Annotated in this window: 11 protein-coding genes and 1 pseudogene; 9 read left to right on the top strand and 3 right to left on the bottom strand. The window is 35.5% G+C overall.

Features of this window, described 5'->3' with window-relative positions:
• Nucleotides 1-748, top strand: a 748-nt coding sequence (locus A9G40_RS02185) for a transposase (RefSeq protein ID WP_255307290.1), incomplete at its 5' end; no start/stop codon positions are given.
• Nucleotides 749-798: 50 nt separating this feature from the next.
• Here the strand turns inward: A9G40_RS02185 and adhP are convergent.
• Nucleotides 799-1,827, bottom strand: a complete 1,029-nt coding sequence (gene adhP, locus A9G40_RS02180) for an alcohol dehydrogenase AdhP (protein ID WP_065581714.1) — start codon at nucleotides 1,825-1,827, stop codon at nucleotides 799-801.
• A gap of 411 nt (nucleotides 1,828-2,238) precedes the next feature.
• On the opposite strand from adhP, the gene A9G40_RS02175 reads away from it, so the two are divergent.
• A complete protein-coding gene (locus tag A9G40_RS02175; protein ID WP_065581713.1) occupies nucleotides 2,239-3,279 on the top strand; it encodes a tagatose 1,6-diphosphate aldolase in 1,041 nt (346 codons plus the stop codon).
• Between the two features lie 878 nt (nucleotides 3,280-4,157).
• Here A9G40_RS02175 and grxB read toward each other — a convergent pair.
• Together grxB and A9G40_RS02165 are read right to left on the bottom strand one after the other, a co-directional pair.
• Nucleotides 4,158-4,808 carry a glutaredoxin 2 gene (grxB, locus tag A9G40_RS02170; protein WP_065581712.1) on the bottom strand — a complete coding sequence of 217 codons (651 nt, stop codon included), beginning with the start codon at nucleotides 4,806-4,808 and terminating at the stop codon, nucleotides 4,158-4,160.
• Nucleotides 4,805-5,434, bottom strand: a complete 630-nt coding sequence (locus tag A9G40_RS02165) for a Pr6Pr family membrane protein (protein ID WP_065581711.1) — start codon at nucleotides 5,432-5,434, stop codon at nucleotides 4,805-4,807. The genes grxB and A9G40_RS02165 overlap by 4 nt, the downstream gene beginning before the upstream one ends.
• Before the next feature lie 169 nt (nucleotides 5,435-5,603).
• Here A9G40_RS02165 and xerD point away from each other — a divergent pair, with 169 nt between their 5' ends.
• From xerD to A9G40_RS02125, 7 genes and pseudogenes are all read left to right on the top strand, one after another.
• A complete protein-coding gene (xerD, locus tag A9G40_RS02160; RefSeq protein WP_065581710.1) occupies nucleotides 5,604-6,518 on the top strand; it encodes a site-specific tyrosine recombinase XerD in 915 nt (304 codons plus the stop codon).
• Nucleotides 6,519-6,543: 25 nt separating this feature from the next.
• Nucleotides 6,544-7,236, top strand: a complete 693-nt coding sequence (gene dsbC / locus A9G40_RS02155; protein ID WP_065581709.1) for a bifunctional protein-disulfide isomerase/oxidoreductase DsbC — start codon at nucleotides 6,544-6,546, stop codon at nucleotides 7,234-7,236.
• Nucleotides 7,237-7,306: 70 nt separating this feature from the next.
• Nucleotides 7,307-9,043, top strand: coding sequence for a single-stranded-DNA-specific exonuclease RecJ (gene recJ / locus A9G40_RS02150; RefSeq protein ID WP_065581708.1), 1,737 nt, complete (start codon nucleotides 7,307-7,309; stop codon nucleotides 9,041-9,043).
• 106 nt (nucleotides 9,044-9,149) lie between these two features.
• The gene (gene mpl, locus A9G40_RS02145) at nucleotides 9,150-10,544 is read left to right on the top strand and encodes a UDP-N-acetylmuramate:L-alanyl-gamma-D-glutamyl-meso-diaminopimelate ligase (RefSeq protein WP_065581707.1); all 1,395 of its coding nucleotides are present in this window, start codon (nucleotides 9,150-9,152) and stop codon (nucleotides 10,542-10,544) included.
• A 51-nt stretch (nucleotides 10,545-10,595) separates the two neighbouring features.
• On the top strand, nucleotides 10,596-10,895 hold the full coding sequence (locus A9G40_RS02140; protein WP_065581706.1) for a helix-turn-helix domain-containing protein: 300 nt from the start codon (nucleotides 10,596-10,598) through the stop codon (nucleotides 10,893-10,895).
• A gap of 67 nt (nucleotides 10,896-10,962) precedes the next feature.
• Nucleotides 10,963-12,043, top strand: a pseudogene (locus A9G40_RS14545) (IS3 family transposase).
• 395 nt (nucleotides 12,044-12,438) lie between these two features.
• Nucleotides 12,439-13,538 (top strand): hypothetical protein (locus A9G40_RS02125; protein WP_141675167.1); only part of this gene is annotated, 1,100 nt, incomplete at its 3' end.

The raw sequence follows: 13,538 nt of genomic DNA, 5'->3' as shown, positions 1-13,538 counted from the left end.
AATTACCGATACCTATGTCACAGCTGGAAATATCCATGATTCCCAGCCTTACATGGCTCGATTAAAACGCCAGTTAGAGCGGTTTGGCTTTAATCCGGTTGGTGTCGGCCTTGATGCGGGTTATTTTACGGCTCCCATTTGCCATTTACTGCTGGCAGAGCAGATATATCCGGTGTTGGGTTATCGTCGTCCCACCCATGGTGCGAATCCCATCAGAAAAAAGCAGTTTATCTATAACAGTCAAAACGATACTTATACTTGCCCAAACGGGCAAACATTAATATATAAAACTACCAGCAGAGAAGGTTATCGTCATTATCATTCTGATGCAACAACCTGCAAAATCTGTCCGTTATTGTCACAGTGTACACAGAGTAAAAATACACAGAAAGTCATCACACGGCATATCTGGGAAGCAGATAAAGAGAAAGCCAACGAGATTCGTTTAAGTCAGTGGGGTAAAAAAGTCTATGCTCGGCGAAAAGAAACGATAGAGCGCAGCTTTGCTGATGCTAAACAACATCACGGACATCGCTATGCACGATTTAGAGGAAGAGCGCAGGTTCAAATGCAGTGTTTATTGGCCGCAACGGCTCAAAATATCAAGAAAATAGCGATAAAGCTATTTTTGTTACGTTTTTTTAAGCTATTTTTTAATTTATTTAATAAAATCCAAATTAAAAAGCCTATTTATGGTTTAAATAAAAAAATAAACCCCGAATTATATCGAGGTTTGTCATCAATCTGAAGCCAGCTAGAAGCTGGCTTATTATTCTCTAGATTACTGAAAAGTGATTTCTATTTCTTCATTTTCATATCCACAACCATACGTCCACGAATTTTACCTGCTTTCATTTCGTTGATCATGTCATTGATATCTTCTAATGGTCTTTTTTCAACCATTGGTATTACTTTACCCTCAGCACTGAAACGAAATGCCTCGGCTAAATCTTCACGAGTACCAACCAGTGAACCTAAAACTTGAATACCATCAAGCACTGTTTTCGGAATACTCAAGTCCATAGTTTCTGAAGGCAAACCTAAGGCAACAACACGTCCTAAAGGGCGTACTGAATGAATAGCCTGATTGAAAGCTGTTTTCGTCACTGAGGTCACAACAGCACCATGTACACCGCCTTCAGTGTGCGCTTTAATATAAGCACCTACATCATCCACTTTTTTAGGATTAACGACTAAATCTGCCCCCAACTTTTTACACAATTCTAATTGACTATCGCTATTACTAATTGCAACCACTTTATTGTTAAACACTTTTTTACCATACTCAATAGCCAGTGTTCCTAAACCTCCAATGCCAAATACAGCAAGCCATTGCCCCGGTTTGGTATCGGCAACTTTAATGCCTTTGTAGGTTGTAACGCCGGCGCAAGTAATACTTGTTGCCTGTGCGGGATCTAATCCTTCCGGTACTTTAACCGCATAATCTGCTTTAACAATACACTGCTCTGCCATACCGCCATCAACACTGTATCCAGAATTTAACGCATTACGACAAAATGTTTCATGACCAGAAATACAATATTCACAAGTACCACATCCAGCATGAAACCAAGCAATACTAACTCTATCACCAATTTTAAGGCTCTTTACATCAGGAGCAATTTTAGTCACTATTCCCACACCTTCATGGCCAATAACTCGGCCTGGCTTTTTGCCAAAATCACCCGATGCTACATGGATATCAGTATGACAAAGACCACAATATTCAACGTCAACTAATGCTTCTCCCGCTTCTAATGGGCGAACTGGAATATCTTTAATTTCAACTTGACCATCGCATTCTTGCTTAATCACTGCTGCCTTCATTTTTTTCTCCTAAATAAATTTTAAAGTTAAAACATAATTGCTTTTCATTCTAAACGAATTATTTTTGAAAAATATGAGTGGTTTCACAATTCTATTAAATAATATTCATTGTTTAGTAATTTATACTTGAACATAGCCTTTCATTGAAATTTGAAAAAAATAAATTTGTGGTGTTGTTATAAAAAGGGGTTGTTATAAACATATGCAGCATACTGATATAGGCTGAAAATAAGTCAACTATTTTTTAAAGGCGATAATTACTCAAGTGGTAACTTAAGTTCAATCATAATGCCATTAGATAACAATGGTATTGGCTTAAATTGAGGATATCGCTGTAACTAGCACAAATGATTAATAAACAACCAAAAAAAAGCAATATAATAAAAAAACTAACTAAATGGAGGCTATAAAATGGCTAGAAAATGTATTTCTCGTGGTAAATTCACACGTATGCAACAACTATCAAACCAAGATGGCGTGATTGCTGCATTAGCGATTGATCAACGTGGTTCAATGGTTAAGATGATGGAATCTGCGGTTGGTAAAGATCGTTATCATATTGATATGGTGTATGAATTTAAGGAGCTTGTTTCTCAAGAATTAACTAAATATGTTAGCGCAATTTTGTTAGATGAAGAATATGGTTTTAAAGGCATGGCGGCAAAAAATAGCAATGCTGGATTAATCATGTCATATGAAAAAACGGGATATGATGCCAATACACCAGGTCGCCTACCTGATATTTTGCCCGAGGATTCATTACAACGCTTAATAAAAAAAGGGGCTGATGCTGCAAAAGTATTGGTTTATTATAATCCTGATGATCCTCAAGATATTTTAGATAAAAAGCACGCTTTTTTAGAACGTTTAGGTAATGAGGCAAGAGCTGCCGATATTCCCGTTTTTGTTGAACCTATAGTATATGATAACGCGATAACTGACGATAAAAGCCCAGAATTTGCAAAAATCAAACCACAAAAAGTCATTAATACCATTAAAGAGTTTACTAAAGAGCAATATTACATTGATATTTTAAAAGTCGAAGTTCCTGTGCTTTTTAAAAATGTCGAAGGCTTTAACGACAACAACGTCGTTGTCTACACGCAAAAACAAGCTGCTGACTACTTTAAACAAGCCAGCGATGCCGCAACGCGTCCTTTTATTTATTTAAGTGCGGGCGTGCCAACAAAAACCTTCCACCAAGAACTCATTTTTGCTGGTGAAAATGGGGCTAAATATAGTGGCATCCTTGGTGGACGAGCTACATGGTTTGAAGGCGTTGCCGCCTATGCAAAAGGTGGAAAAGAGGGATTAAAACGTTGGTTAGATCAAACTGGCCGTGAAAATGTTGAGCACCTTAATAAGATATTAAAACAATATGCCACTCCTTGGTATGATATTTATGGTGGTAAAGATAATATTGAAGTGATTGATGTTAAATTAGGTAATTAATTAGCAAACCAAACAGAGAACAGGTTTTGTTCCTATTTTCCTGTTCTCTCTTACCATGATATCCTGTTTATGACCTTAGTTATCGGAATTGCTTGTGTTATTTACAATAATTTTGAGAAACGACTGTAATAGTTATACATGAAAAAAACAAAACTAACGCCTTATTACAGAAAAGCATATAGCGCTGATATCATAAAGAAAAATACCCCTCCGTTATGGTATTAAACGTTTAGTCAAAATTAAAAATCCATTCAAAGTAAATTAAGACTACAAACTAAAGGCAATAACAAAACCTATCTAGGCAAAATGCTTCATGTTGACACCAAACATCTACCCTGAACATTCCATTTATAACGCCGAAAGGCCTCATCAGGTATGACATAACCTAATCCTCATTGCATATAAACACGAAAACAGACAGCATAATTTTCTACGTCAGTTGTGTCTCACTATGGAATATTTATACAAATGTTCGCTTTTTAGATTATTTTTTGTAAAAAATATTCAGGATTCTATACCGTTTGGTGATTAATTGAGGATTTGTAGTATCTAATTGTTAAAACATGTGATCACCATCTTATTAATCGAATAACTTACGAACCTATCTGCTAACAAACGAATGGGAAAGCCAAAGAAAGACGTACTTTAATAGCAATATGGCTTAATCAACAAATAGTTACCAATGCAAATAATAGAAAATGATTGATTCACGTTTATAATACGGTTAAGCCACATAAAGCGATTTTAAGTAAAATCGCTTTATGTGTCACGTTTTACGTTGTTAGCGGATTATTTTAATCATGAAGTGTAAACAATCTGGCGTTTTGTTACACCTGAGTTTTACGATAAATAAAAACGCCAGATCCACTTGCTGATCATCAAATGGCTTTATCAAAAAACAAATTAACTTTACTCTGTTTTGCCATGGATTGTATATAAGCTTTAATTTTAGGCGGAAACGTTAAGCTTTTAACACACGTCAAATTCCGTAAAACGGGAAACAAACAGATATCATCTAAAGATAATTGTTCATTACACGCATCTGGCGAAACAATCAATAATTCAAGCTTATTTAATACCGCAGATACAGCAGACACTAACGAATCAGTTTGCGCTAAACATTCATCAAACGACCCTAATTTTTCGACTTTACTGGTGGCAAAATAATCAATCGCGCTTTGTGTTGCAAATTCAGCTAAGCCGAGCTTTATATAACGAGGACACTCTAACTTATAATCATATTGTTGTAACTGTTTGATTAACTCTGCAATATTTGGAGATTTAGATCCAATTAAAATTGGCTCACCACCATAATTATTATCAATATAATCAACAATATCTAAACTTTCAGGCATATAGCTACCATCCTCTTTTTGTAAAATGGGTGCCATTTTTTCGCCAATCATACGCTCTGGCGATTGAAAATCATCACTCAGCAATACCTGCAATTCAACTGGTATGTTTTTTAAACCGAAAATCATTCTTGCCCTTACACAAAAAGGACAGTGCTCATAAATATACAGTTTCATTTTCGACTCCTTAAATATTCAATTGCCCAACATAAAAAGGCTAATCCCACAAATAGCAAAAAAACCTCACTCACAGCAAACAGCGCTTTTGGATAACCAATCTGCGTAACATTAATAAAAGGATATGGATACAAATTCGTATAATAGCCACGCACAAAAATATAAATACCATATCCAATCATTGACAATAACGCCCCTATAATGACTTTTAAATCAATTCGTCGAAATGGTCCGAAAATAAACCAGCTCAATAATCCCAAAGCAGGAATAACCACATGCAAACTTTCATTCGCAATTTTCAATAATACATTAGGTGGTGGAGTATGAATGCTTCTTAACACTATGTTATACACAATAGTTGTTATAATCACACCTACTAAACCATTCAAACGAATAACTTTAAAACTATATCGATGACAATTAGGATTGATAGCTAGCCAAAAACAACTCAATGCTAACATTAAATTTGATAAAACCGTAAAAAAACTATAATAATAAATTAATCGCCCTATTGAAGATTCGGGTTGCCAAGGACGAAATTTAGTATGCCAATAAATGTAAGTTTCCATGGCAATAATCGAAATAGCAAATAGCGCAATAAAAATATTAATAGTTCGTTTTAACATAATGCCTTTTAATATAAATAGTACAAAAATAGTTAAAAATGCAGTATATAGTAATTAATAAAAAAATAATAAACTACTACTGTTTAAAAGATAACAAATAGATAAAATCTACAACTTATTGACAGTTAGTATATAATGTCAGAATAAATGTAATGTAGAGATGATATTGATGTCGAATCACGACACCCCGCCCCAAAATAAAATATTAATAGAATATTTTTTAGATTCTTTATGGTTAGAAAGGAACTTAGCTGAAAATACCATTGCGTCTTATAAGCTAGATTTGCTGGCATTAAGTCAGTTTTTACAACAACAAAATGTCACATTTTTGTCTGCTCAAACAGTTAATCTACAAGCATTTTTAATGCAACGGGTGCAAGATGGGTATAAAGCAAGTAGTTCTGCAAGATTACTTAGTGCAACTAAACGTTTTTTTCAATATTTATATCAAGAAAACTATCGTACAGATGATCCTTCAGCGGTATTATCATCCCCCAAGCTTCCCAAAAAATTACCTAAAGATTTAACCGAATCACAAGTTGATGCATTACTTGAATCGCCAAGCATAGACGATCCGATTGAACTTCGAGATAAAGCAATGCTTGAAGTACTTTATGCAACTGGGTTACGTGTATCTGAATTAGTGAATTTAGAAATTAGTGATGTTAGCCTACGGCAAGGTGTTGTAAGAGTGATAGGTAAAGGCAATAAGGAACGTTTAGTACCGCTGGGTGAAGAAGCGGTTTATTGGCTTGAATATTATTTTAAATATGGCAGAAATGATCTTCTAAAAACAGGGCCTGTTGATGTTCTTTTTCCTAGTCGATTAGGAAAAAAAATGACACGTCAGACCTTTTGGCATAGAATTAAATATTATGCCGTATTAACAGGTATCAATATTGAAGCACTTTCACCTCATGTGCTTCGTCATGCCTTTGCAACGCATCTGCTTAATCACGGTGCAGATTTGCGTGTTGTGCAAATGTTGCTTGGGCACAGTAGTTTATCAACGACGCAAATTTATACGCATGTGGCAACTGAAAGATTAAAACAGTTACATAGTAAACATCATCCTCGAGCATAATACTCAAAAAAATAAGGGTAATTGAATGAAAAAATTAGGTTTAGCTTTAGCTTTAATTTCAACCTCAGTATTAGCGAGTAATGCTGATATAACAAAAGCTTTAAATAAATTAGGTTACGACAGTAAGGCGTTAAAAATTACTAATAGCCCAATACAAGGGCTTAAAAGCGTTTCTACGCCTGATGGTATTTTTTATGTTACAGAAGATGGCAAATATTTAACTCAAGGTCCTATTTATAATGTTCAAGGTAACTATCCTGAAAATATTGCCAACAGTAATAACCTTAAACTAATGCAAACAATTGCAAAAGATGCCATTGTTTATAAAGCTAAAGATGAAAAATACATTATTTCCGTCTTTACTGATTACACTTGCCATTACTGTAAATTGCTACACGAAAATATTGATAAATATTTAGAAGCAGGTATTTCGGTACACTATTTTGCCTTTCCTCGAGCAGGAGATAAAAGCGATGTTGGTAAAAATATGCAATCTATTTGGAGCATGAAGGATCGCAAAGCCGCGTTTGAAAACGCCTATAAAGGCAATAAAATTTCACCAGCTAGTAGTATGATTCCTTACATTACACAACAATTTAATGTTGGGAAGCGACTTGGAATTAGTGGTACACCAGCAATTATTTTACCTAATGGCGAGCTTGTTTCTGGTTATGTACCAGCAGATAAATTGCTTGAAATTTTAGATAAAAACAAGTAAATAACTGATTACCGCTGTTGAAATATAATATTAAACTCAATGTTAGCGCTAATGCGCTAGCATACAAAATATGAAAAAAAATAAATTAAGACATCGTAAATTACCTGATGGATATCCAAAATTTTCCGAGGATATTCCATTATTATTACAGCGAGTTTATGCATTACGTGGGGTGACTAGTATGCAAGAGCTCGACTATACCACACGCAATTTGCACAATTACGACACATTAGATGGCATTAACAAAGCAGTTGAAATTCTTTATTTAGCAATGAAGAATAATCAACGGATCATGATTGTTGGCGATTTTGACACTGATGGTGCTACTAGTACTGCTTTAACCGTTAAAGCCCTTAAAAATATGGGGTGCCAATTTGTTGATTATATCATTCCTGATCGTTTTGATGATGGATATGGGCTAAGTATTTCAATTGTAAAAAAAGCGCTATTAAAAAATGCGCAACTCATTATTACTGTTGACAACGGTATTTCTGCTGTTGAAGCTGTCGATTTTGCCAAGCAGTCAAACTTGTCAGTGATTATTACCGATCACCATTTATGTCCAGAACGGTTACCTGATGCAGATGCTATAATCAATCCTAATTTACCTAATTGCGTGTTTCCTTCTAAGCATTTAGCTGGAGTGGGTGTGGCTTTTTATTTCATGCTTGCTTTACGAGCCAAATTACGGCAAGAAAATTGGTTCATGGACAATAAGTTAACCGAATATAATGTGACGAATTTATTGGATTTAGTTGCTTTAGGTACGGTTGCTGATGTGGTTAAACTTGATCATAACAATCGTATTTTAGTTCACCAAGGTATAAATAGAATTCGATCTGGCTATTGTAGCGAAGGTATTAAAGCCTTATTGCATATAGCTAAGAAAGATCCTGCTTCGATTACATCAACTGATTTAGCTTATTATATAGCACCTCGATTAAATGCTGCGGGAAGAATGGATAATATGACATTAGGCGTTGAATTATTACTTTGTGATAATTATGATTTAGCCATCAATAAAGCAGTAGATCTTGATAATCTCAATCGTGATAGAAAATTGATTGAACAAACAATGCATAAAGAAGCTTTATTGTTTATTCAAGAAATTGAAGAGCAAAATATACCAATTCCTAACGCACTGGTGTTTTATCATCAACAGTGGCATCAAGGCATTATTGGTATATTATCTTCTCGTTTAAAAGATAAATATCATCGACCAGTTATATCTTTTGCTTCAACCCAAGATGGTTTTTTAAAAGGCTCTGGACGCTCAATTAAAGGCGTTCATTTACGCGATCTACTTGATGAATTAAATCAGCGACATCCTGATTTAATCGTTAGCTTTGGTGGACACTCAATGGCGGTTGGTTTAACTATTCACGAAAAAGATTTAGCGCATTTTACAAGTTGTTTTCAAGCACTTTTAAATACACAAGTCGATTCTGATTTACTAGAACATATTATTGAAACAGACGGTGAAATAGATAGCCAAGACTTTACTTACGCAACCGCCAAATTGCTAAAAAAATCTGGTCCTTGGGGCGAAGGGTTTGATATGCCTATTTTTGATGGTGTATTTGTTATTCATCAGCAACGGTTAATTGCAGACAAACACCTTAAATTAGTATTAGAGCCACAAAATGGTGGCCCATTTATTGAAGGCATCTGTTTTAATGTCAATCGACAACAATGGCCTGATCAGTCGATAAAAAAAGTAGAATTAGTTTATCATCTGGATGTAGATGAATTTCGGGGTAACCAAGCTCCACAATTACTGATAAAATATTTATGGCCTATCGCCTAAGCAATTAGAATGGATTATAATTTGACAATTATGCTTAAGTTACATCTAATTACGATGGTTATCTAACATCATCAACATAAAATTTACGCAACGTTAAGGATTCAAAATGCATATTCATATTCTTGGAATTTGTGGTACATTTATGGCAGGGATTGCATTAATAGCTCGCTCGCTAGGTCATAAAGTAACAGGTTCAGATAAAAATGTTTATCCACCAATGAGTACACTGTTACAAAAAGAGCACATTGATATTATTGAAGGATATGATCCATCACAACTCACCTCTACACCTGATTTAGTCATCATCGGCAATGCCTTATCAAGAGGTAACCCTTGCGTTGAATATGTCTTAGATAATAACATCCCTTATATTTCTGCGCCACAATGGTTACATGATAACGTTTTGCGCGATCGCTGGGTTATTGCTGTTGCTGGAACACATGGTAAAACCACAACCGCAGGTATGATCAATTGGATTTTAGAAAAACTAAATTATAAACAAGGTTTTGTTATTGGTGGTGTACCGGGTAATTTTGATGTATCAGCCCGATTAGGGGAAGGGAATTTTTTTGTGATTGAAGCTGATGAATACGATTGTTCATTCTTCGATAAACGTTCCAAGTTCATGCACTACTGCCCTAAAACACTTATTATGAACAATTTAGAATTTGATCATGCCGATATTTTTGATGATCTTAGCTCAATTCAAAAACAATTCCACCATTTGGTTCGTTTAGTGCCAAGCAAAGGGTTAATTATTTCACCACAAGATGATGTAAATTTAAAACAAGTATTGGCGAAAGGTTGCTGGAGCGAGCAAGTCTTTACTGAGTCTGAAACAGGTTGGTTAGCGCAGCGCATAAATAACGACGCAAGCCATTTTGCAGTTTACTATAACAATGCAAAAGTAGGCGAAGTGAAATATTCCTTAGTGGGCGAACATAATATGCATAATGCATTAATGGCAATCGCCGCAGCACATAATGTAGGCATTGATCCAGCCGATGCTTGTTTAGCATTAAATTCATTTATCAATGCAAAAAGGCGGCTAGAACTCTATGGTGAAATAAATAACATCGAAATCTACGACGACTTTGCTCATCATCCAACTGCAATTTTAGCAACATTAGAGGCATTACGTAGTAAAATTGGTGCAAATCGTCGCATTTTAGCTGTTCTTGAACCTCGCTCAAATACAATGAAGCTAGGCGTATCTAAAGATGAACTAGCGCCATCACTAGGTCGTGCTGACGAAATCTTTATTTTTCAACCGGAACAATTGCCTTGGTTAGTTGCCGATGTTGTTGATGCTTGTATCCAACCAGCTCACTGGACGGGTGATATTGATTTACTTGTTGAAATGATAACCAAAACAGCTCGCCCAACCGATGCCATTTTAATTATGAGTAATGGTGGCTTTAATAGCATCCATAAAAAGATCTTAGAGAGCTTAGAAAAGCAACAAATCAAAGCTCATGAAAACGAACAATTAATTCAATAACAGTAGATGATATGTCACATACTGTGGCATATCATACCTAAAAGATATTTTATGAATGAAACTGCCGAAATGATTGCTATGTTATGTCGCAGAATAAAAATAGCAAGAATTGAAAAAAATTTATCTCAGCAAAAATTGGCTGACAAATCTCAAATCGGTATTGCGACAATAAAACGTATTGAACAAGGCGAATCCATTACATTACAAACATTAATTGCGGTTCTTCGTGGATTAGATGAGCTCGATCAACTGAATAATTTGCTTGCCTATAATGAAGTGATTCATAAAACATCAATGGAACAACCTAAGCGAAAGTACCGCACCAAAAAACAGTACTGGCTATGTTTGTAACTCCCCCTAAAATAGTACAGCAAAAAAGTAGAAAATTCTCTATGATAAAAGAAAGGGGGATTTAATTATGAAAAAAATGACTGAACATCAAATCGTAGCTATTTTAAAAGAAGCTGAAGCGGGTATTCCTGTTAAAGAACTGTGCCGTAAATAGGGCATGGGCAATTCAACTGTCTATAAATGGCGAGAAAAATACGGCGGAATGGAAACGTCGGATATCAAACGCTTAAAGGAGCTGGAGGCTGAAAACCGTAAGCTTAAGCAGATGTTTGCCAAACTGAGCTTAAAATCCCAGCTTCAGGAAGAAATCATAAAAAAGCTTTAGTGCCCACAAAGGTACGTAAAACGTGGGCGCAGCAACTACAAAAAAATCATTCAGTTACTATTGCTATGAGTTGTGCCATTGTTGGTTTAAGCCGTTGTGCTTACTATTACCAACCTAAGTTTCAGGATGACTCGGTGATTGTTTCGGTGTTGAATACTGTCACAGACCGGCATTTACGCTGGGGCTTTCCTAAATGTTTTAATCGTATCAGAAAGCTGAGATATCAATAGAACCATAAACCTGTTTATCGGGTGTATTGTGAGTTGAACCTTAATATTAGGGCTAAACGTAAAAAACGTATCCCCCACGAACACAAGAAAAGCTATTGGTGCCTAATAAACAAGGTGAATGTTGGTCACTGGATTTTATGAGTGACAGTAGCCGTAATCAACGTCGCTTTAGGACATTCAATGTCATCGATGACTTTAACCGTGAGGCGTTAGGTATTGATATTGCAGTAAGCTTACCAGCAGGAAGGATTACCCGTTACTTAGATAAACTGGCCGAATATCATGGGTATCCATTAAAAATACGGGTCGATAATGGGCCAGAATTTACAGGAAAAACCTTTATAAATTGGGCTAAATCACATGATATAACCATTGATTATATCCAGACCGGTAGCCCTTATCAAAATGGCTATATTGAACGATTTAATCGTACCTATCGTACTGAAGTACTCGATTTATATCTTTTTAACAACTTAGCGCAAGCAAGGAGAATAACTGAAGAATGGTTAACGATTTATAACACCGAAAGACCGCATGAGGCATTAAATAGCATGACACCGATTGAGTATAAAACACTAAAACAGGCTGCTTAATTTTCTACGTAAGTTGTGTACTAAGTTTGGGGTATTTATAAGCACGCCCAAAAACAGAATCAAGTTCCTTAACAAATCTTTACAAAATTTTTAGTAAAAAATGTCGCCAAATTTTTTTTAAACATTATAATTTTAAAAATTAGAATTAATTTAGCTATATTTTATAGGTTATAAATCATCAAAAAAGCAAAATAAAACAACATATTACTTTACAAGAAGGATGTTATGCAGTATACTTATCGACACCAGACACCAGACACCAGACACCAGACACCAGACACCAGACATGGCAAACCTATGTCTTAAATTTATCAAATAACTACGTTAGACGAGTTTTTACACTTGCCTCATTTTTATCATCGAAATTATCCATAGAATTATTTACAAAAATCCCGTTGGTATTAGGACCATTGTTGTTATTGTCGTATTCGCCCAATTCGCAGGCATTAACGGTGCATACTAGTAATGTTATACAAGGTAGTGCACCATATTTAACATTTGATGGTGGTAAAACTAAAGTGATCACAACCGAGGATTTATTGAATATCACTCTATCGGATGGAACAATAGTTACTCCATCAACCAATACATCAAGCGTAACAAATCCAATAACTTTACCTAAAGGAAGTACTTTAAGCGATATTCACATGTTGATTCCCTCATCAGTTGATTCAGTCAGTTTAAATGATATAGTGAACACTTATCATTATTGGGGCGATGATGATGGTGATGGTCAGGGAGTAAATGGCGTAACCGCAAAAGGAAATCTATCTGCTTATTTTTTCGATAAAAATGGTAATGCTGTTAGTCGTAATGATATTTTAGATATTTGTAAAGCACCTTATAAGGTGATGTTAAGTAGTACAGCGGGATTTTTAAAAACACAGTACGGTGTACCAGATACAAATTATTTCCACCGTCAATCGGTGGAGTACTACATCAGCCCAAATTTACCTCCTAAAATCTGTTATGTAAGACCCAATCTAACCTATGGTACAGGTGATTACGCTGGTCCACCTAATATTTGGAATCCAACTAAAGGATTTCTAGTTCAATCAACTAATCCAACATTTTACGAATTAAATTTTCCGACAACAGGTGCAGATGGCTTGTACTTTGATTTAGACATAGGAGGAGGTCGCCAGTTGACTTGGGCTTCTGTTACGCATGGGGGAATAACAGCTACTGTAACAAGGACATTACCAAATGCAAGCGATGATTGGATATCCAATCATTCAGTAGAGGTAATACGCGTTACGCTAACGGGTCCTAGGGCAAGTGATAACCAAAAAAGCTCAGATTCCCCAAGTCCACTTAGCAAGCCAACCTTGCCTCAAACATTTGAGTTAGTGGGGAGAGATAGTCAAGGTAGTGTGGTCGTTAAGTATGGGTTTGAGTTGAAGCAGTGGTTCGTTAATCGTGGATCTCGATCTAATGACGCTTCTAATCAAGCCTCTTGGTGTAGTCATTTAGGTTATCGTTTTCCACAGGTAAG

Origin of the sequence: Gilliamella sp. Nev3-1, from assembly GCF_001690435.1 — a bacterium.
In the GTDB taxonomy this organism is placed as follows: Bacteria; Pseudomonadota; Gammaproteobacteria; order Enterobacterales; family Orbaceae; genus Gilliamella; species Gilliamella apicola_C.
Note: the sequence above shows the minus strand (reverse complement) of the source record. Positions and strands in the feature narration are given on the sequence as shown.

Excerpts from the sequence above, each read along its gene's own strand:
- adhP (WP_065581714.1), bottom strand. The coding sequence starts at position 1,827 with ATGAAGGCAGCAGTGATTAAGCAAGAATGCGATGGTCAAGTTGAAATT.
- A9G40_RS02175 (WP_065581713.1), top strand. The coding sequence starts at position 2,239 with ATGGCTAGAAAATGTATTTCTCGTGGTAAATTCACACGTATGCAACAA.
- grxB (WP_065581712.1), bottom strand. The coding sequence starts at position 4,808 with ATGAAACTGTATATTTATGAGCACTGTCCTTTTTGTGTAAGGGCAAGA.
- A9G40_RS02165 (WP_065581711.1), bottom strand. The coding sequence starts at position 5,434 with ATGTTAAAACGAACTATTAATATTTTTATTGCGCTATTTGCTATTTCG.
- xerD (WP_065581710.1), top strand. The coding sequence starts at position 5,604 with ATGTCGAATCACGACACCCCGCCCCAAAATAAAATATTAATAGAATAT.
- dsbC (WP_065581709.1), top strand. The coding sequence starts at position 6,544 with ATGAAAAAATTAGGTTTAGCTTTAGCTTTAATTTCAACCTCAGTATTA.
- recJ (WP_065581708.1), top strand. The coding sequence starts at position 7,307 with ATGAAAAAAAATAAATTAAGACATCGTAAATTACCTGATGGATATCCA.
- mpl (WP_065581707.1), top strand. The coding sequence starts at position 9,150 with ATGCATATTCATATTCTTGGAATTTGTGGTACATTTATGGCAGGGATT.
- A9G40_RS02140 (WP_065581706.1), top strand. The coding sequence starts at position 10,596 with ATGAATGAAACTGCCGAAATGATTGCTATGTTATGTCGCAGAATAAAA.